Here is an 18728-nt window from a genome sequence, read left to right as displayed (position 1 = left end):
GCTTTATACTACCCCGTTACGGCGCGCCCACGGTGTAGATCACCGTCGCGCTGTCGTTCGTCGTGGGGCTGAGGCCGATCGGGTCATCGAGGACCAGCTGGTAGGTCAGGGGCACCACGTAGGCGTTCGCGTACTGCGTGTAGAACGCGTTGGTGCGGGTGCCGTTCATCACGCCGACGTTCACCGGGGTGGTGGTGACGTTCTGGTAGTTCGTGCCGTCGTACACCTGGAGGGTCAGGCCGCCGGTGGCGAAGGGATTCGCCGCGTCCAGGCTGGCCTTGGCCGCCCAGGTGCTCATGTTGGTCACGACGAGCAGGCTGCCGTCCGGGGAGGCGAGGCCGCCCCAGTCCACCGTGAAGCCGCTACGGGTCACGTTGGTCGGCGCGAAGGTGCAGCTCCCCCCGAACGCGGTCGTGCCCGCCGCAGTGTCGTTCGCCGTGAAGCTCCCCGAGCTGACCGTCGTGCTCAGGATGCTCTCGATGCAGGCCTCGAGGTTAGGCTGCGTGGCCACCCCGTCCGCCGCCGGGGCCTGACCGGGGTTCGCGCCCGAACCGCTGGCGGTGAAGTCGAAGTCCACGGAGCTCAGGTTGGTGTAGACGAAGGCGTACTGTGGGAAGCTGAAGTTGAAGTCGGTACTGCTCTGGGCCATCGCCCCCATAGCGGCCAACACCGTCCCGAAGGCCAAAAGCCGTAAGCGCCTCTTCATACGCATCATCACCTCCAGATGAAGAGGCCGCAAGCCGGTCGCGCCACTGGCTCGCCGCCCTCCCTTGGCGCCCGAGTTGGGAATGGGCGGGTCATCGCCGCTTACGGCTCCTGGTACAGAGTTATACCAATAAACTCCCCGCCGTGCCTACCCCTCCCCCATTTAGGGGTACGCCACGCCACGCCACGCGCGTACACTAAGGGTGGACGGGAAAGGACCCGTCCCCTCGGAAGCGATGAAGCCTGTCCTGCACGTTGGGCGCCTGGGGCAGGTGGAGCGGGTGGCGCAACCGGCCGAGGGCGTACACCTTCCTTCCCTTCACAATCCACGCCCGCCGGTCAGGCGCCCGATCCGACCCCAGGTCTCCTGAAAGGAGCGTTCGGAGGCGATGAACCGTACTCCCAACCTGGGCACCAAGGGATACGGGGAGCCAGTGGTGCAACCGGCCGAACGCCGTAACGGCACGCACCCCCGGCCCCCCAACGCGAAGCGAGGAGGTGGTCGCGGTGCGGCGCCTGATCGTGCTGATCACGCTGAGCCTGCTCTGGGGTAGCCTGGCCTGGGCGCAAACCGGTGTGGCCGTCAAGATCCCGGAGATCCTCAGGCTCTACGTGAACGGCCTCGAGACCCAGCAGGTTCCCGTCACCGTGCACGAGGGCCGGGTCACGCCGGAAGCGCTCGAGATCCTCGTGATCGCCAACACCTCTTGGACGCTCGTGGCCTCGAGCACCCCGCTCGTCGGCCCGACCACGCTGCCGCCGGAGCGGCTTCGGCTCGGGGGCGTGCCCCTCTCCGCCGCCCCGCGGGTACTCACCGCTGGACGCGGCGCTTGGCGGGCGCGGCTGCCGCTCACCGTGCGCCTCGTGCCCGGGGATCCCGAGGGCACATACCGGAGCGTGATCACCCTGCAGCTGGCCCGCCCGTAGGGGCGCGCACCTCCCCGTCCGGCCCCAGCTCGGGGTACGGGCGGCCCTCCTTGCGGTAAAGGGCCGCGAGCTTGGGGTACCCCCACTCGAACAGGGTGCGGCGGTACGTCTCGGGGTCCAGCCGGACGCGGTCATAAAGGCCGGCCGCCTGCCGCTGCCGCTGGGCCTCGAAGAGGATCACCGCCGCCGCGACCGAGACGTTCAGCGACTGCACCATGCCCATCATGGGAATCACGATGTGCCGGTCCGCGAGGGCCGCGGCCTCGGGACTCACGCCCCACTTCTCCGCCCCGAGCAGCACCGCCACCGGCCGGGTGTAGTCCACCGCACGGTAATCCACGGCCTCGTCCGAAAGATGGGCGGCGTACACCAAAAACCCGCGCTCCTTAAGGTGCTGTACGGCCGTGGCGATGTCCGGGTGCACCCGGAGGTACACCCACTTCTCACTGCCCCCGGAGGTCTCGTTGTACGTGGGCACCCCGCCCGTCGGGTTGACCGCGTGGGCCTCGTACACGCCCACCGCATCGGCCGTGCGCAGGATCGCGGAGAGGTTGTGCGGCTTGTGCACGTTCTCCATGAGCACGGTCAGGTCCGGCTGGCGTTTATCCAAAACGGCGCGTAGCTTGCGGTAGCGCTCCGGCGTCACGTCCCCTATTCTAGCCCGTCCCCTAGCGCGTCCGCGCCTGCTCCCGCAACCGCCGGATCAAGGGGCGCAGCACCTCCCGCTTAAGCTTCAAGGCCGCGCGGTTCACCACGAGCCGCGCGCTCGAGCGCGCGAGGACCTCGACCTCCACCAGCCCCGCCGCGCGCAGCGTCGCACCGGTCTGCACCACGTCCACCACCGCGTCCGCCAGGCCGGTGAGCGCCGCGAGCTCGATGTTCCCTGAGAGCTTCACCACGTCCGCCACCCAGCCCCGCTCCCGCAGCCACGCCTGCGTGAACCGCGGGTACTTGGTGGCGATGCGCCGCACCGGCCCCCGGGCCTCCGGGTGCCGGATCAAGGAGAGCCGGCAGGCCCCGAACCCCAGGTCCACCGGCTCGTACACGTCCCGCCCCGCCTCGAGGAGCACGTCCTTGCCCACCACGCCCACGTCCGCGATCCCCAGCTCGACGTAGACCGGCACGTCCGCGTTCCGTAGCTCGAGGACCGCCACGCCGCCCTCGATCCCGTGCATCAACACGCGCGTTCCCTGCATCTCGGGCAGCTCGAGGCCCGCCGCTTCCAGGGCCCGCACCGCTTCCGCGAACATGCGCCCCTTGGGCAGAGCCACCACCAGGCGGTACTTCCCCCGGATCACGGCTCCACCTCCACGAGCCGGCCCTCGTGCGCCAGGTACCGGATGCCGCGCCGCCGCGCGTAGGCGCGGAGGGCCTCGAGGTCCGCGGTCCAGGCGAGCTCCACGCGCTTGCCTTCCGCCCGCAAACGCCGGGCCAGCGCCCGGTCTGTCGCAATGGCCTCCGGGGGCTCGAGGGCCGCCTGGGCGCGGCGGGCCTCCATCAGGCGCTCGAGGCCCAAGGCGAACCCCGCGGCGAATGGCAATAACCCGCCGTCGTACCGCCCGCCCCCCATGAGGGGCAGGCCAAAGTCGGGGGTGTAGGCCCGGAAGTGGATCCCGGTGTAGTACTCGTACCGCCGGGCCTTCCCCAGGTCCAAGAGCACCTCGAGCCCCTCGGGGAGCAGCTCGAGGACGCGCTCTAACCAGTCCAGATCGATCCGGGCGCGTTCGCTGAGGGCGTACCCGCGCGCTTCGCGCAGCACCTCGACGCCTCCGTACAGGTCCGGCAGGGCCAGGATGGCCTCCCGCACCCGCCCCCGGAGCCGGTGGGCCTCCACCAGCGCCTCGAGCTCGGGGGTGTTCTTGCGGTCCACCGCGCGGCGCAGGGCCTCGGTGGCGTCCTCCGGCAGCCGGGCGGCCTCGAGGATGTCTCGCACGAACGAGGGCAGCCCCACCTCGATCCGCGCCTCGGGCACCCCGGCGACCTTGAGGGCCTCCCAGGCCAGCTCGAGGAGTTCCGCGTCCGCCTCGGGGGAGGAAACCCCGATGAGCTCGAGGCCCACCTGGGTGTGCTCGCGCATGCGGCCGAGCTCCGCGTCCGCTTCGCGCAGCCACAACGGCCCCGCGTACTGGTAGCGCACCGGGAGGACCGCCTCGGGGTAGGCGCGCACCAGGCGAGCGACGGCCGTGGTGAACTCGCTCCGCAGCATGAGGACCTGGCCGTTCCGGTCCACGAGCTTAAAGGCGCGGCGCTCCAGGGGATGCGTGAGGTCGTGGACCTCGAGGGCCGGGAGCTCGATGGGTTCGTACCCCCAGGCGTAGAACAGGTCGCGCAGCCGCTCCAGCAGCTGCTGGCGCAAGTGGGCTTCGGGGGGGAGGTGGTAGCGGGTCCCTTCCGCAATCATCCTCCCCAGTATAGGGGCGGCGCGAGGAAAGGCGACCCCCCGCCCGACGGGCGGGGGGAAGGCTATGGAGCGGGAGACGGGACTCGAACCCGCGACCCCAACCTTGGCAAGGTTGTGCTCTACCAACTGAGCTACTCCCGCGCTCAGCACGCCAAATACTACCACACCCGGCCGGGTGCTTCAACTCCCCCTCGAGGCCCACGCGTTCATGATCCGCCCGGTCGGCGAGAATTGCTATGATAAGCCTCATAGGGGAGGCACGATGACGGAACCCAAGATCACACCGCTTGCCCGCAGGCTGGCCGAGGAGAACGGCATCAACTGGCGGGAACTCAAAGGCACCGGACCGGACGGCACCATCGTCGAGCGGGACATCCTCGCCTACCTGGCCAAGGTCATGGCCGGCGAGGTGGACCTGCCCCCTGCACCGGCGGAGGCCGCCGCACCGCCGGCCGAGGTGCCCGACCTGAGCGCCGCGCAAGCCGCCCTGGCAAAGGAGGGCCTGAACCTGGACGACCTGGTGCCCACCTCCTCCCAGGACTCCCCTGCCCCCGAGGACACCACGTGGGAGTTCGAGCTGGACCTGGACGACCTGGAATCCCCACCCGAGGAGGAGGCCCTGACCTGGGCGGAAGCCTCCCCCGAGCCCGCCCCGCCTCCCGCGGAATCCTCGCCGGAAGAGGCCCTGACGTGGCCGGACCCTCCCCAGATGCCGGACCTCGACGCCCTCACGCCGGAAGAGGAGCCCGCCCGCACCCCGCCGGACGCCGGAACGGCCTCGGAGGAGGAACGCCCCCCGGTGGAGGCCAAGGAGCCCCTCGAGGCCTCCGTGGAGGACGCCCCGCCCGTCCTGGCCCCTGAAGCTACGCCCGGCGCGGAGCACCTCACCTGGGAGGACGTGCCGTCGCCCGTCCTAGGCCCGGACGAAGCCGCCCTCGAGACCGCCCCGCCCCTTCCGGAAACGGCGCCTGCGCTGGCAGCCGCGGGCACCGAGGGGGAGGACGAGGCGGTCGACCTGGAGCTCGAGGACGCGACGGTAGCCCCCGTCCCCGTCCCCACTCCCACCGCGTCGGGCGCGACGGCCACCCTCGGCCCGGTCTACCGCCGGGTGGTCTCGCTGGAAGCAGCCGCTGCGGCCGCGCGGGACCTCGCGGAGGCCTGGGGCGTTCGGGTGCCGCTCCTGCTCTTCGTGTACCGGGCCGCGGCGTGCGCGCTGGAGGAGCTCGGTGCCTCCCTCCCGCCTGTCGTGGGGAGTTACGAGGAGGGCCGGGTGCGGGCTTACGCCGTACCGCCCGCCACGGGGCTCAAGGCTACCCTCGAAGCCTTGCAGGAGGCGTGCGAGCCGGGAGAGGGGCTCGCGGTCCTCTCCCTGGAGGCGACCGCGCTGGACGAGGTGGTCCTCCCCGGCACCCCGCTCCTCACCCTGGGCCGCGCGGGCCTACCGGAAGGGCTGGGCCTGCTCTCCCTGAGCGAGTACCCCGCGGAAGAAGCGGAACGCCTCCTGGAGCGCGTGGCCTACTACCTAGAGCGGCCCATCCTCCTGGCCTGACCTCGCCCTAGCGCCGCCGCCGGCGGCGCTTGGCCTTGGGTTCCGCTGCGGGCTCGGGCAACCCCATGAGCCGGGCTTCGAGGGCGCGGATGCGGTCGCGGAGCTCCGCGGCGCGCTCGAAGTCCAGCGCCTCCGAGGCCCGCCACATCTCGAGCTCCAGCGCGGCGATCTGTTCCTTGAGGTCCTCCGGGTCCTCCCCCACCGCCTCGAGAACCGCCTCCCCGAAGTCCTCGGGCTTGACGATGGCCCGCACGGCCTTTCGGATCGTTTGGGGCGTAATGCCGTGGGCCTTGTTGTACGCTTCTTGCTTGGCGCGGCGACGGCGCGTCTCCTCGATCGCCGCACGCATGGCCTCGCTGATTTGGTCCGCGTAGAGGAAGACCTCGCCCGCCGCGTTGCGCGCCGCCCGCCCGATCGTCTGGATCAGGCTGCGCTCGCTGCGGAGGAACCCGGTCTTGTCCGCATCCAGGATCGCGACCAGGCTGACCTCGGGAATGTCCAGCCCTTCCCGCAGGAGGTTGATCCCCACGAGGACGTCGAAGTGCCCCAGGCGCAGGTCGCGGATGAGGGCCTGGCGCTCGAACGCGTCGAGTTCGTGGTGCATGTACCGCGCGCGCACCCCGTGCTCGGTGAGGTAGGCGGTGAGGTCCTCCGCCATGCGCTTGGTGAGGACCGTGACCAAGACGCGCTCCCCCCGCGCGGCCCGCTCCCGGACCGCGCCGATCAGGTCCTCGATCTGCCCCTCGGTGGGCTTCACCGTCACCTTGGGGTCGAGGAGGCCCGTAGGCCGGATGATCTGCTCCACCACGCGGTCCGAGTGCTCGAGCTCGAACGGGCCGGGCGTCGCGGAGACGAAGACGATCTGCCCGGTGCGCTCGAGGAACTCCTCGAAGCGCAGGGGGCGGTTGTCGAGCGCGCTGGGCAGGCGGAACCCGTACTCCACCAGGATCCGCTTGCGCTGGTAGTCCCCGTTGTACATCCCGCGCAGCTGGGGAACGCTCACGTGGGACTCGTCGATGAAGGTGAGGAAGTCCTCGGGGAAGTAATCGAGGAGCGTGTACGGCGGCTCGCCCGGCGCGCGCCCCGAGAGGTGGCGCGCGTAGTTCTCGATGCCCTTGCAGTGCCCCATCAAGCGCAGCATCTCGAGGTCGTACAGGGTGCGTTCCTTGAGGCGCTGGGCCTCGAGGAGCTTCCCTTGGGCCTCGAGCTCCTTAAGGCGTTCCTCGAGCTCCTGTTCGATTGCGCGGATCGCGGGGGCGAGGCGCGCCTCGGGGGTGGCGTAGTGCGTGGCGGGGTAGAGGACGAACCCGGGGAGTTCCTTGAGGCGCTCGCCGGTGACGGGATGCACGACGCTGATGCGGTCGATCTCGTCCCCCCACAGCTCGATGCGTACGGGCTCGGTGTCGTAGGCGGGCCAGACCTCGAGGGTCTCCCCTTTTGCGCGGAAGCGGCCGGGCTGGAGCTCGACCTCGTTCCGTTCGTAGAAGAGCTCGACCATGCGCTCGATCAGGGCTTCGCGGGGGTAGGTCGCGCCGGCCTCGACGACGAGGTGCATCGCGCGGTAGTCCTCGGGGTTGCCCAGGCCGTAGATGGCGGAGACCGAGGCCACCACGATCACGTCGCGCCGCGTGAGGAGGCTGCGCGTGGTGGAGTGCCGCAGGCGTTCGATCTCGGGGTTGATCGCGGCGTCCTTCTCGATGTAGAGGTCCCGCCCCGGCACGTACGCCTCGGGCTGGTAGTAGTCGTAGTAGCTGATGAAGTACTCGACGGCGTTCTCCGGAAAGAGCTCGCGGAACTCGGCCACGAGCTGCGCGGCGAGCACCTTGTTCGGTGCGAGGACGAGAGCCGGGCGGGCCATGGCCTCGATGACCTTGGCCATGGTGACGGTCTTTCCGGTTCCGGTCGCGCCGAGAAGGGTGAGGAAACGCGCCCCGTCCGTCAGGCCCTCCACGAGGGCGCGGATCGCTTCGGGCTGGTCTCCTTTGGGCTCTGGACCGCGGTAACGGAACACGTGTCTTAGTCTACCCCGGAAGCCCTGGCGCGAATCCCCCCAGCGGCACCTTGGTCAGGCAGAACGCGGCGCGTCGGGCCCAGGGCGTAGACCCCTCAAGGCCCAACCCGGTCCAGCGCCGCCTGGGCGAGGGCGTTGTCCGGGTCGATCCGGAGCAGCCCCCGGTACACCGCCCGAGCCTCCCGCACCCGCCCGAGCCGCTCCAGGGCCCGGCCCGCCCAGTACCGGGCCTCGAGGGCCACGGGGTGCTCGGGGGGCAGGTCGCGCATCGCTTGGCGGAAGCGCTCGAGGGCGGCCTCGGGATCCTGGGCGAGAAGGGCGAGGCCCTCGAGGTACGCGGCCTGCCCGTCCGCGCCGGCGCGTTGGGCTTTGGCGAAGCCTTGGGTGGCCCGCGCCGCGTCCCCTTGCACGAGCCCCGCGAGGCCCCAGTCGAGCGCGTACCGCGCGTTTCCAGTGTAGATCACCGCGGCGCGCAGGGCGCTCCAGGCCTTGGCGTAGTCCCCTTGTGCGAGGGCGAGGCGGCCCTGGAGCCAGTAGTAGGGCCCCGCATCCAACCCGGCCTTTCGGGCGGCCTCGAGGGCGCGGGCGGCCTCCTCGAGGCGGCCTTCGATGAGGGCGATCTCCGCGAGGAGGCGCCAGGCCTCGGTGGGGTGGGTCTGAACCGCGTCCTGGAGGGTGATGCGGGCGAGGGCGTACTCGCCGCGCGCCACCAGGCCGTGAACGTACCCTAGGGGGCCCTGGCCGGCCGCGAGGCTCGCGAGGGTGAGGCAGAGCGCCGCGAGGCGTCGCATGCTCTCAGTCTAGCCTTGGGGTATGAGAAGTGGGAACCGCCCCCGCCGGGTGGCGGGGGCGGCATCAGCTTGGAGTTTACTTCTCGCCGAACTCGACCTCGTAGGCCATCTTGAAGGCCTGCGCGTGGGTGATGGTGCCGTTGTTGTCGACGTTGAAGTCGGCGTAGTCGAAGGTGAGGTCGTAGTAGGTCCAGGTGAAGTACAGCCCGGTCACGCGGCCTTCAAGGGCGCCCGTGTTCGCGTACAGGTTGTCCGCCGAGGCGTCGAAGGCGTTCTCGGCGCTGCCCACGAGGACGTTGTTGATGTTGGAGCCCATGTAGGCGCCGTACGCGACCTTGGCGGTGGAGTTCTCGAAGAGGAACTTGTTGAACTCCAGGCCGGCGTAGTAGGCGGTCTCGCTGACGGGCGTGCTGTTGTCGTTGGTGCTGCGGGTGACGTAACCGCCCATCAGGCTCGGCTCGAGCGGCAGGGCGAAGGGCTCGGTGTTCGCCTGCACGCCGAACTTGGTGGTGCTCACCGGGGTGGCGCCGCTCAGGCTGCGGAAGCGGAAGATCGGGTTGAGGTTGATGATGCCGAGCTTGGCGTCGAGGTCACCGTAGACCAGGATCTCGCTGTCGTCACCGCCCGCGACGGGGAAGGCGGTGTAGCGCGCGGTCAGGTCGAGGCCGCCGATGAGGGCGTTCTCGGCCGAGCCGTCGTGGGTGAGCTCCACGCCGAACTGGGTGGTGGCCTCGGGGTCCCCAAAGCCGGCGTCGGCGTTCTGCTCGACCTGGACGCCGCCCACGCTGGTGGTGTCGAAGAAGCCCTTCAGGGTGAAGGCCGCGAGGTTCAGGCTCGCGCTGGCGCCCATCACGCTCTCGGCGGGCTGGGTCGCGTTGGTGTAGTTGGTGAAGTTACCCTCGAGGGTGAAGACGCCCAGGGCGAGGCTCGCATCCGCGTCAAGCCGGGTGAAGTCGTCGCTGGAGGCGCCGTTCGCGTTCTGGAAGTCGGTCTGGTTCTTGTAGGTGACCGAGGCCTCGAACGCGCCGAGCATGACGTCCGCGGTCACCTCGAACCCAGTGGTGTTCGCGCCGAACTCGGCCTCGTTGTCGTCGCCGCCCAAGCCGTTGACGGTCACGTCATTGGACATACCCGCGTTATTGGTACCGTCAAAATCGGGGTCCACCGAGAAGTAGGCCGCCGTCGCGGAGAAGCTCTCGCTGGGCTCGAGCTCGACCTTGGCGACGATCACGGTGTCCGCCTCAGCGGCGCTCTGAACCTTGGAGCTCACGAACTCGCCGCTCGCGGTGATCGGCCCGAGGGTGACGGAGGCGTCCACGCCAAAGGCCTGGCGCGGATCCGGGTTGTTCGGGAAGTCCGCGCCTTCCTCGAGGACGGAGGCGCCGAGGTGGATGTTGTCGCCGAGGTTGGTGGCGAAGCGCGCCCCGCGGAAGTATTCGTTGTCGCCGTCGTCGGCACCCTTGGAGCCGTACACGACAGTGAAGGTGCCGAAGCCCGGCTCGAAGGTGGCCACGAACCCGTCGCCGCGCCCGTTCTCGTCGTTGTCGCCCAGGTACTCGGTGAACTTCCAGGTGGGGTTCTGGCCGAAGGAGAAGGTCAGGGGCGCGTTGCCGATGGAGAAGACGGTGTCGAAGTCCTTGACGTAGAAGACGTAGCCGACCGCGTCCGCGTTGCCGTCACCGTCGGTGTCGACCAAATAGTCCGGGGTGATCCCGAACTCGACCACGGCCTCGTGGAGGTTCAGCCCGCCGGGCGTGGAGGTGCCGTCCCGGGTCTGGGTGGCGAACTCCAGGGAGACGGAGACGTCGGTCGCGCCTTCCTTGACGTCGCCCAGGTCCTCCTCGTCCACGATCAGATCGTTATTGTTCCCGTCTCCGCTCGAGAAGGCGGTGTCCGGGATGACGCGGTCGATATCGAAGTTCTCCATCGCGCCCCAGCTGCGGCGCACCTCGTAGGTCGCGTTCACCGAGCCGGTGACCGTGAAGACGTTCGCCTCAACGGTCTGGAGGCGCTCATCGATGTCCGCGACCTGGGTGTCCAGGGCGCTCACCCGGTTGGACAGGTTCACCAGGTCGTTGCGGAGCGCGGTCGCGAACTCCTGCACCGCGACCACCTGGTCCTGGCTGGCCAGCCCGCTCACGTCAGGCTGCCCGACCTTCTCCAGGGCGGTCACGCGGTCCTGCAGCTCGAGGACATCCTGGTTCAGGAGCACCGCGAGGTCGTTGAGGGCCTTGATGCTGTCGGCGTTGGCCTCCACCAGGGAGCGCAGCGCGGCCAGGTCGCCCTCCACCGCGCCCAGCTGCTCGTTGAGCTGCTGCGCCTGGGCCAGCGCGGTGTCCGCAGCGATGCTGGCGGCCTCCACGCGCTCGGCCAGTTCGCGGAGCGCCTTCTCATCCACGCCCGGCTCCGGCACGGGCTGCGCACGCAGCTCGTTGATGGCGGCCTCGAGGCGGGCCACGTCGTCCTTGGTGGCGGCGTTGTCCTCGAGGGCCCCCACCCGCACGCCGAGGGAGGAGAGCTCCGCGGCGAGTTCCTGCACCGCGTTGCGCAGCGCGGTGAGGGTTTCCTCATCCAGCTGGGCCAGCTGCTCCTCGCGGATGGTCTCCAGCACGCGGAAGATGATGAGGGCCGCCTGGTAGCGGGTTAGGCCTTCGTTACCCCGGAAGGTGCCATCCGGGAAGCCCAGGATGATCCCCTCGTCCGCGAGCTTCTCCACGGCTTCCTTGGCCCAGTGACCGGCCGGCACGTCGGAGAACTGGGCCGAGCCGAAGCCCATGGAGAGCACGGTCAGGAGACCGGCCAAAAGAACTACGAGCCGCTTCTTCATACTTGCCTACACCTCCTAAAAGATTTCCTGCGACGCGGGAGGTGCAAGGCTCGGGGCGAGTTGCCGTGTTTCCTCTCCCGAATCAAGACGTTGCCCGCGCCAGATACGCCAAAACAAGACCCTCGCGAGCAAAGGTGCGACGGGAATAGAGTGCTCGGGTCTTGCCAAGACGCATCCAGGATGCATACTACCCAGATCCCACTAGGCTGTCAAGCACATTTACTTTTAATCTTCCGCCCTTTGAGTATACTAACGGTGCCCCCGGTAGGGGCGAGCAAGGGGGAGAGGAGGTGAGAACGCTTAACCGCGGGGAGCGCAGGGGGTGAGCCACGCAACGCTCACCTTACGAGGTGGCGGACCCAAACGGCTGGTAGCGTACACCGGAACGCGAACCCTCATGAGGATTCGCTGTACTCCTGGTGAAAGCCGGCCAGCCCGAGGGATAACCGGGAGTTCCCGGGAAAGGTCGAAGGATTCCGCGGATGCCGCCAGGGGGCCGGACCCCTCCCTCCCGCTCATGAAAGCCCCAAGGGAAAGCCATGCCCGTGAGGGCGGGACAACCGCGGGGCAGGGTCCAGTGAGCGATCCAAGCCCGCACGCTGCACAAGATGGGGGTGTACACGAACGGCGCGCGCCGCGCGCGGCGGGTGTGCCGTGAGCCGTTCCTTACGCCCCTCGTAGGCCCCAGGATCCCTCAACCCAAGCACGGTTTGGAGTTTGACCCATGTGCGGAATCGTTGGATACATCGGTTTTCGGAACGCAACGGACGTCCTGATCGACGGACTCAGGCGCTTGGAGTACCGCGGGTACGACTCGGCCGGCGTTGCCATCAAGGCGGACGGCCGGCTGCACGTCACGAAAAAAGCCGGGAAGCTCTCGGTCCTCGCCGGTGCCCTTGAAGAAACGCCCCTCAAGGGCCACCTCGGCGTGGGGCACACCCGCTGGGCCACGCACGGCCCCCCCACCGACGCCAACGCCCACCCCCACCCCACCGAGCGTGGGGAGCTTGTGGTGATCCACAACGGGATCATCGAGAACTACCTCCCCCTAAAGGAACGCCTCCTCGAGCGCGGGCACACCTTCGCGAGCGAGACGGACAGCGAGGTCCTCGCGCACCTCATCGAGGAGCACTACCAGGGGGACCTCGAGGCCGCGGTGCGCGCCGCGCTCGCCGAGGTGCAGGGCGCGTACGCCATCGTGGTCGCGCATCAGAACCACGAGGAGATCGTGGTGGCCCGCACCGTGAGCCCCCTCGTGATCGGGCTCGGGGAAGGGGAGAACCTCGTGGCCTCGGACGTGCCGGCCCTGCTCCCCTACACCCGCCGGGTGATCTTCCTGCACGACGGGGACATGGCCGTCATCACGCGCGACGCGGTGCGGGTCACGGACCTCAAGGGCGCGCCCCTCGAGCGCGAGGTCGTCGAGGTGGAGTGGAGCCTCGAGGACGCGGAGAAGGGGGGGTACCCGCACTACATGCTCAAGGAGATCTTCGAACAGCCGACCGCGCTGCAGAACACGCTGGGTGGGCGGCTCCACGAGGAAAACGCCGAGGTCGCGCTGGGGATTGAGCTGGACCCGCACGCGTTCGATCGGGTGCACGTCATCGCGTGCGGCACCGCGTTCTACGCAGGGTGGGTGGGCAAGTACCTGATCGAGGCTTTGGCCCGCATCCCGGTGGAGGCGGAGATCGCGAGCGAGTACCGGTACCGCGACCCGGTCGTGGACGAACGCACCCTGGCCATCGTGATCAGCCAGTCCGGGGAGACGGTGGACACCCTCGAGGCCTTGCGCGAGGCCAAGCGCCGGGGCGCGAAAAGCCTCGGGGTGATCAACGCGAAGGGCTCGACGATCACCCGGGAGACCGACGCCACGCTGTACATTCACGCGGGGCCGGAGATCGGCGTGGCCTCCACCAAGGCCTACACCGCGATGCTCGCCGCGATGAGCTTGATCGCCATCTGGTTGGGGCGGGCTCGAGGCACGCTGGAGGAGGCGGCGGCGCTCGAGCTGCTGCGGGAGTTGCGCCGCCTGCCCCGGCTGGTGGAGGAGGTGCTCGAGCGGCGGGATGTGGTGGCGCACGTGGCGGAGAAGTACCATCAGGCCACGGATTTCTTGTTCTTGGGGCGGCACATTCAGGCGCCTACGGCGTACGAGGGCGCGTTGAAGCTGAAGGAGATCAGTTATATTCACGCGGAGGCGTACCCGGCGGGGGAGATGAAGCACGGTCCGATCGCGTTGATCGACCCGCACCTGCCGGTGGTGGTGCTGGCCACGGAGGGGCCCCTCTATGAGAAGACGCTTTCGAACGTGCAGGAGGTACGCGCGCGGGGAGGGCATATCATCGCCGTGGCGACGGACGGGGACGAGGAGATCCGGCGGTTCGCGCAGGATGTGATCTACGTGCCGCGGGTGCATCCCCTTTTGAGCCCGATCGTGAGCGTGGTGCCGCTGCAGCTTTTGGCGTACGAGATCGCGGTGCTGTTGGGGCGGGATGTGGATCAGCCGCGTAACCTGGCGAAGTCCGTGACGGTGGAGTAGTCCCTAGATCCTTGTGCCCTGCGCCTTGATTAAGGCGCAGGGTGCTTTATGGTAGCGATTCGTAAACTTTCTTTGTATCATGGATTGGGACGTTTGGGGTATCCCCCATTTGGGGGAATCCATATACGTCAGACATTTCCGGATTTGAAATTCCATACAGCATTCCAGGGCATCCCCGGTCGGAGCGTTCGATCTGGCTCCGATTGGGCTGGATGTTATAGGGGCTTTACAAATATAAATAATTGTGACTAGGAAACATATTTTACTAAGTATATATAAGCTACTCCCTATTGACACTGGTTGCACCCACTAGGTATACTCAAGGCACACGAAAGGAAGGGAGGGATGCAGAATGAAGAAGACCTTCGCGAAACTCCTCGGACTGGTGCTCAGCCTGGTGGCGCTCGGGATTGCGGCTGGTGCTAGCCTCGAGTGGAACTAAAATCCTAGGCAACAAGGTAACGAACTAGGAGAGGGCCAGTCGGCCCTTTTTCCTTTTATCCCGTTATCCCGGCCGCAGCCCTCCCCACCCGCAAGCGCTTTTGCTACAGTAGAACCAAGATGCGGTTAAAAGTTCCGTTAGCTCCTCCGAAAGTATTGGGCTACATCGGCTTCCTATTCCTCGCCTTCCTCGCGCTGGACTTCGCGCTTTATCAGTTCCTGCCCCGGGCCACCAGCTATCACTGGTACGACGTCTTCTTCTGGGGCTTGATCGTCCTGTGGGCCAAGCAAATCAAAGTGCCCCTCCCCTTCAACGCCTCCATCTCCCACCTGTTCATCATCGCCCTCGCGGCCGTGGTCCTCTTCCCCGCCTGGGTCCCGCCCCTGCTCGTCTTCATCTTCGCCTTCGATAAAGATTTCGGGAAACCCCATTACCCCTGGTACAAGGACCTGTTCAACCGCACGCAAAACGGCATAGCCACCAGCCTCGCGGCCCTGGTGTACTACACGTTCACCCAGGTCCTGCCCCTCAGCGCGGGCGGGTACGACCTCAGCGCCGGCGTAGGCATCTCCCTCGCTGCCTTCACCTTCTTCATCATCAATATCACCCTAGTCTCCGTAGCCATTCACCTGGCCACCGGCGCCACCTTCCGGAAGATCTGGACAGAAAACGTCAGCTGGCTGGCCCTCAGCTACCTCCTCCTCTCCCCCGTCTCCCTCCTCCTCGCCCGCCTCTACAGCGCCGACCCGCCCCTCCTCGGCGGATGGGGCGGGTTCTCGGTCCTGCTCTTCCTCATCCCCCTCTACTACTCCCGGTACCACTGGGACGAGTTCGTCAAGCTCCGCGAGGCCTTCGACAGCACCATCGAACTCCTCATGAAGGCCCTGGACGCCAAAGACCCCTTCACCCGCATGCACTCCGAACGCGTCACCGCCATCGCCGTGGACCTCGCTAAAGCCGCCGGCATCGACGAAATCGAACGCAAAAAGATCGAGCTCGGCAGCAAGATCCACGACATCGGCAAGATTGGCATCCCCGACGCCGTCCTCCTCAAACCCACCCGCCTCACCGAGGAGGAGTTCCGCATCATCAAAAGCCACCCCGAGCGCGGGGTTTTTCTGCTTAAACCCGCCGAGCGCTACCTCGGCGAGGTCTTCCCCATCATCAAGCACCACCACGAGCGCTGGGACGGCCGCGGCTACCCCGACGGCCTCGCCGGCCACGAAATCCCCTTGTGGGCGCGCATCGTCGCTCTCGCCGACGCCTACGAGGCCATGACCGCCGGCCGCCCCTACCAAAAAGCCAAGACCCCCGAGGAAGCCATGCAGGAAATCCTCGACCTTGCCGGCATCCAGTTCGACCCCAAGCTGGCCCGGCTCTTCCACGAGATCTGGAAGACCGACCCCATCTGGAAGGACCGGGAGGTCTTCCTCCAGGCCACCGCCTCGAGCCTCCCGTTCCTCGAGCCCTCCGCCCCCGAGGACTCCCCCTAGCCCTCGCGGAGGCCTTACACTAGACGGTAAGACGGTAACGGGAGACGCGATGGCGGTACGCGAGGTGCTGCAACTGGGCAACCCCCTCCTGCGCGAGGTTTCCGAACCGGTCGAGGACCCCACGAGCCCCGAGGTCGCGCGGATCGTGGAGGACCTGCGGGACACCCTCGCGCACTGGCGCGCGACCACGACGTACGGCCGGGGGATCGCCGCACCGCAGATAGGCGTCCTTAAACGCATCGTCTTCCTGAACCTGCCCGAGCTCGGTCCCTGGCCCTTGATCAACCCCACCATCACCGCGAAAAGCCCGGAAACGATGGTGGTCTGGGACGCTTGCTTGAGCTTCCTCTCGATTTTCATGCAGGTCGAGCGGCACCGCGAGGTCACCGTGCGGTACCAGGACCTTCGCGGGACCTGGCACGAGGTGCGGGCTGGCGAGGCGCACAACCTCTCCGAGCTTTTGCAGCACGAGATCGATCACTTGGACGGCATCCTGGCGATCGATCGCGTGGTGGACGTGAAAACGATCGTTACGCGCCAGGAGTTCGAGCGCCGCTACCGCGCGCACAGCCCCTACGCCCGCTAAGCCCTGGTGACACACCTCACAAACTTTTTTTTTGTAAAGCGGTTTAGATCGTATAGCGGCCTGGGATCGGTCATCCCCCAGGCCCAAACCCACACGCGAAGCGAGGTACCACGATGCGAAACGTCCTGTACGTCAAAGCGAACCCCAAACCCCTCGATCAGTCCGTCTCCCTCCAGCTCGGCCAGCGTTTCCTCGAGGCCTACCGCACCGCCAACCCCAACGCCCAGATCACCGAACTCGACCTGTACGCCACCCACCTTCCCCTCCTGGACGCCGACGTCTTCAACGCCTGGAACAAACTCGCCCAAAACACTCCCCTTACCGAAACGGAAGCCGCGAAGACCGCCCGGCTCAACGAACTCGTCGAAGAGTTCCTCGCGAGCGACCTCATCGTCTTCGCCGCGCCCATGTGGAACTTCGGCTACCCCCCCCTCCTCAAGGCCTACATGGACGCGGTCATCGTGGCCGGCAAGACCTTCCGCTACACCGAGTCCGGATTCGAAGGCCTCGCCAAAGGTAAAACCGCGGTGATCCTCGAAGCGCGCGGCGGCGTGTACTCCACCCCGCCCATGAATGCCTTCGAGCACACCCAAAGCTACCTCCGCGCCGCCCTCAACTTCATCGGGATCACCGACGTGCACACCGTCATCGCCGAAGGCATGAACCAGCACCCCGACCGCGCCCAATCCATCATCCAAGAAGCCCTCGATCAAGCCGCCGCGCTCGCGCGAAAGCTCGCGGAACCCGTCGGGGCCTAACCCCCCAGCAAACACAACGCCCCGGGGCTCACCCCGGGGCGTTCACCACCTAACACCCTACCGCGCTACCGCACGGCGAGGCCGTACAGGGCGCGGTTCGGTCTGCACCGCCTCCGCCACACGCATCGCGATCCCCCGCGCCGCGTTCGCGTCCAGCGTCTCGAGGTCCGCGGGCCTGAGGTCCGCGTACGCCACCGCAGCGGTACTCCCCACGCTCACCCGGCCGACCTCCCCCGCTCCCGCGTGCCGCAACGCCCCCACCACCCGCGCGGTCGTGAGGTTACGCCCTTTAAGCTCGAGGGTCACCCAGCCCTCCTCCCCGGTCAGGAGGCTCCGTTGGGGCGGGGCGCCTCCAAGGAGCATCGCGAGCAACCCCGCGAGGGACTCGGTGTCCCCGCGGGCCACCCAGTCCCGCGCCACCTCCCGCCACACCGCTCGGTCCGCTTCGGGCTGAGCCGCCGCGCGCTGGAGCAGCGCGGCCAGCTGCGCGCGCTGCACCTCTCCAGGGGTGGGAGGCGCAAGGCGCTCGAACCGCCGGCGCAAGGCGCGCTCGAGGTCCGCCACCGTCCGCCGCTCGCGCGGGCCATACAGCAACACCACCGTGCCCGTACGGCCCGCCCGTCCGGTCCGGCCGGAACGGTGCTGGTACACCTCCACCCGCTCCGGCAAGCGGTAGTGCACCACCAGCTCGACCTCAGGCACGTCCAGGCCGCGCGCGGCGACGTCCGTCGCGACCAGCACCCGCACCAGCCCCTTGCGGAAACGGGCCACCACGCGCTCCCGCGCAGCCTGGCTAAGGTCCCCGTGCACCGCCTCCGCCGCATGCCGCCTCCCCGCGAGGGCCGTAGCCAACGCGTCCGTCTCCGCCTTGGTGCGGGTAAAGACGATCGCACGGCCCGCCCCGTACGCGTGCAGCACGTCCGAAAGCACCGCTATGCGTGTCGCGGTCGGCGCTTCGATCGCGAGCTCGCGGTACGTCACGGCCTCGTCCTTCACGAGGTTCGCCACAAAAGGATCCTTCAGGTGTCGCTCAGCCAAACGACGCGCCCAAGACGGCATCGTCGCGGAAAACACCAGGGTCTGGCGCGCGGAGACCGCCGCGGCGAGCAAGGCTTCCACGTCCTCCTCGAACCCCATGGAGAGCATCTCGTCCGCCTCGTCCAGCACCACGACCTCCACGCGGGCAAGGTCCAGCACGCCCCGCCTCAGGTAATCCAAGGCCCGCCCCGGCGTAGCCACCACCACGTCACACCCCCGGCGCAAAGCCTGGGCCTGCTGCCCGTACCCGGTCCCCCCATAAACCGTGAGGACCTCGAGGTGCGGCGCGGCCCAGTCCAGCTCCCCCGCTACCTGGAGGGCCAGCTCCCGCGTGGGCGCCAGCACCAAGGCACGCGGGGCGCGCCCCTTAGCGCGTGCGGGCTCGAGGCGCTCCGCGATCGGCAGGGCAAACGCCAGGGTCTTGCCGGTGCCGGTACGGGCCTGCGCGATCACGTCCCGGCCCTCGAGGGCGTGGGGTAGGGTAGCGGCCTGGACCGGGGTCAGCGTGGTGAACCCACGCTCGCGAAGGGCTTGCTGCACCTCCGGCTTTAAAGAAAGTTCGTTAAACTGCATGCATTCCTTTCCGGGACCCACCTGCCTCGCGGGCCCGGAACCGGTAACGCAAGGGGGGTGGGGTCGTCCCTAAACCCCTCCAGTATGG

The 18728-nt window shown here is 68.0% G+C and carries 14 protein-coding genes, 1 tRNA gene and 2 riboswitches; of the genes, 6 read left to right on the top strand and 9 right to left on the bottom strand.

The genetic code is table 11. From position 1 onward, the window contains the following. Positions 1-16 precede the first annotated feature (16 nt). Positions 17-706, bottom strand: coding sequence for a hypothetical protein (locus MARKY_RS11755; RefSeq protein ID WP_148230383.1), 690 nt, complete (start codon positions 704-706; stop codon positions 17-19). A gap of 219 nt (positions 707-925) precedes the next feature. After that, a riboswitch (cyclic di-GMP riboswitch) is annotated at positions 926-1010 on the top strand. Between the two features lie 68 nt (positions 1011-1078). Next, a riboswitch (cyclic di-GMP riboswitch) is annotated at positions 1079-1163 on the top strand. Positions 1164-1212: 49 nt separating this feature from the next. Here MARKY_RS11755 and MARKY_RS11750 point away from each other — a divergent pair. Further along, positions 1213-1632, top strand: a complete 420-nt coding sequence (locus tag MARKY_RS11750) for a hypothetical protein (RefSeq protein ID WP_013702959.1) — start codon at positions 1213-1215, stop codon at positions 1630-1632. Here the strand turns inward: MARKY_RS11750 and trmH are convergent. From trmH to MARKY_RS00725, 4 genes are all read right to left on the bottom strand, one after another. Continuing rightward, the gene (trmH, locus tag MARKY_RS00740; RefSeq protein ID WP_013702958.1) at positions 1607-2278 is read right to left on the bottom strand and encodes a tRNA (guanosine(18)-2'-O)-methyltransferase TrmH; all 672 of its coding nucleotides are present in this window, start codon (positions 2276-2278) and stop codon (positions 1607-1609) included. The genes MARKY_RS11750 and trmH overlap by 26 nt on opposite strands. 22 nt (positions 2279-2300) lie before the next feature. Continuing rightward, positions 2301-2930: an ATP phosphoribosyltransferase gene (gene hisG / locus MARKY_RS00735; RefSeq protein WP_013702957.1), complete on the bottom strand. Its 630-nt coding sequence runs from the start codon at positions 2928-2930 to the stop codon at positions 2301-2303. Then, on the bottom strand, positions 2927-4033 hold the full coding sequence (locus MARKY_RS00730; RefSeq protein WP_013702956.1) for an ATP phosphoribosyltransferase regulatory subunit: 1107 nt from the start codon (positions 4031-4033) through the stop codon (positions 2927-2929). The genes hisG and MARKY_RS00730 overlap by 4 nt, the downstream gene beginning before the upstream one ends. A gap of 65 nt (positions 4034-4098) precedes the next feature. Then, a tRNA-Gly gene (locus MARKY_RS00725) sits at positions 4099-4174 on the bottom strand. 121 nt (positions 4175-4295) lie between these two features. Here MARKY_RS00725 and MARKY_RS00720 point away from each other — a divergent pair. Next, positions 4296-5582 carry an E3 binding domain-containing protein gene (locus MARKY_RS00720; protein ID WP_013702955.1) on the top strand — a complete coding sequence of 429 codons (1287 nt, stop codon included), beginning with the start codon at positions 4296-4298 and terminating at the stop codon, positions 5580-5582. 7 nt (positions 5583-5589) lie between these two features. Here the strand turns inward: MARKY_RS00720 and uvrB are convergent, their stop codons facing one another. From uvrB to MARKY_RS00705, 3 genes are all read right to left on the bottom strand, one after another. Continuing rightward, positions 5590-7593, bottom strand: coding sequence for an excinuclease ABC subunit UvrB (uvrB, locus tag MARKY_RS00715; RefSeq protein ID WP_013702954.1), 2004 nt, complete (start codon positions 7591-7593; stop codon positions 5590-5592). Between the two features lie 95 nt (positions 7594-7688). Next, a complete protein-coding gene (locus MARKY_RS00710) occupies positions 7689-8384 on the bottom strand; it encodes a tetratricopeptide repeat protein (protein WP_013702953.1) in 696 nt (231 codons plus the stop codon). A gap of 76 nt (positions 8385-8460) precedes the next feature. Next, positions 8461-11211, bottom strand: coding sequence for an S-layer homology domain-containing protein (locus MARKY_RS00705; protein WP_013702952.1), 2751 nt, complete (start codon positions 11209-11211; stop codon positions 8461-8463). A 724-nt stretch (positions 11212-11935) separates the two neighbouring features. Between MARKY_RS00705 and glmS the strand changes: the two genes are divergently transcribed. The 4 genes from glmS (at position 11936) to MARKY_RS00685 (ending at position 17029) form a co-directional block, all read left to right on the top strand. After that, positions 11936-13750, top strand: a complete 1815-nt coding sequence (gene glmS / locus MARKY_RS00700; protein WP_013702951.1) for a glutamine--fructose-6-phosphate transaminase (isomerizing) — start codon at positions 11936-11938, stop codon at positions 13748-13750. Between the two features lie 561 nt (positions 13751-14311). Continuing rightward, on the top strand, positions 14312-15685 hold the full coding sequence (locus MARKY_RS00695) for an HD-GYP domain-containing protein (RefSeq protein ID WP_013702950.1): 1374 nt from the start codon (positions 14312-14314) through the stop codon (positions 15683-15685). A 49-nt stretch (positions 15686-15734) separates the two neighbouring features. Beyond that, positions 15735-16271, top strand: coding sequence for a peptide deformylase (locus tag MARKY_RS00690; protein ID WP_013702949.1), 537 nt, complete (start codon positions 15735-15737; stop codon positions 16269-16271). Between the two features lie 113 nt (positions 16272-16384). Then, complete coding sequence (locus MARKY_RS00685) at positions 16385-17029, top strand: FMN-dependent NADH-azoreductase (protein WP_013702948.1); 645 nt, start codon at positions 16385-16387, stop codon at positions 17027-17029. A 57-nt stretch (positions 17030-17086) separates the two neighbouring features. On the opposite strand, the gene MARKY_RS00680 is transcribed toward MARKY_RS00685, so the two are convergent. After that, entirely contained in the window at positions 17087-18640 is a 1554-nt protein-coding gene (locus MARKY_RS00680; protein ID WP_013702947.1) for a DEAD/DEAH box helicase, read from the bottom strand. Positions 18641-18728 lie beyond the last annotated feature (88 nt).

This window comes from Marinithermus hydrothermalis DSM 14884, assembly GCF_000195335.1.
Classification (GTDB): Bacteria; Deinococcota; Deinococci; order Deinococcales; family Marinithermaceae; genus Marinithermus; species Marinithermus hydrothermalis.
This window is presented reverse-complemented; position numbering and strand designations above follow the sequence as displayed.

Bases quoted from the DNA above. Each gene is read 5' to 3' on its own strand.
- MARKY_RS00705 (WP_013702952.1), bottom strand. From the start codon at position 11,211: ATGAAGAAGCGGCTCGTAGTTCTTTTGGCCGGTCTCCTGACCGTGCTC.
- MARKY_RS00685 (WP_013702948.1), top strand. From the start codon at position 16,385: ATGCGAAACGTCCTGTACGTCAAAGCGAACCCCAAACCCCTCGATCAG.
- MARKY_RS00720 (WP_013702955.1), top strand. From the start codon at position 4,296: ATGACGGAACCCAAGATCACACCGCTTGCCCGCAGGCTGGCCGAGGAG.
- glmS (WP_013702951.1), top strand. From the start codon at position 11,936: ATGTGCGGAATCGTTGGATACATCGGTTTTCGGAACGCAACGGACGTC.
- MARKY_RS00730 (WP_013702956.1), bottom strand. From the start codon at position 4,033: ATGATTGCGGAAGGGACCCGCTACCACCTCCCCCCCGAAGCCCACTTG.
- MARKY_RS00695 (WP_013702950.1), top strand. From the start codon at position 14,312: ATGCGGTTAAAAGTTCCGTTAGCTCCTCCGAAAGTATTGGGCTACATC.
- MARKY_RS11755 (WP_148230383.1), bottom strand. From the start codon at position 706: ATGAAGAGGCGCTTACGGCTTTTGGCCTTCGGGACGGTGTTGGCCGCT.
- MARKY_RS00710 (WP_013702953.1), bottom strand. From the start codon at position 8,384: ATGCGACGCCTCGCGGCGCTCTGCCTCACCCTCGCGAGCCTCGCGGCC.
- MARKY_RS00680 (WP_013702947.1), bottom strand. From the start codon at position 18,640: ATGCAGTTTAACGAACTTTCTTTAAAGCCGGAGGTGCAGCAAGCCCTT.
- MARKY_RS00690 (WP_013702949.1), top strand. From the start codon at position 15,735: ATGGCGGTACGCGAGGTGCTGCAACTGGGCAACCCCCTCCTGCGCGAG.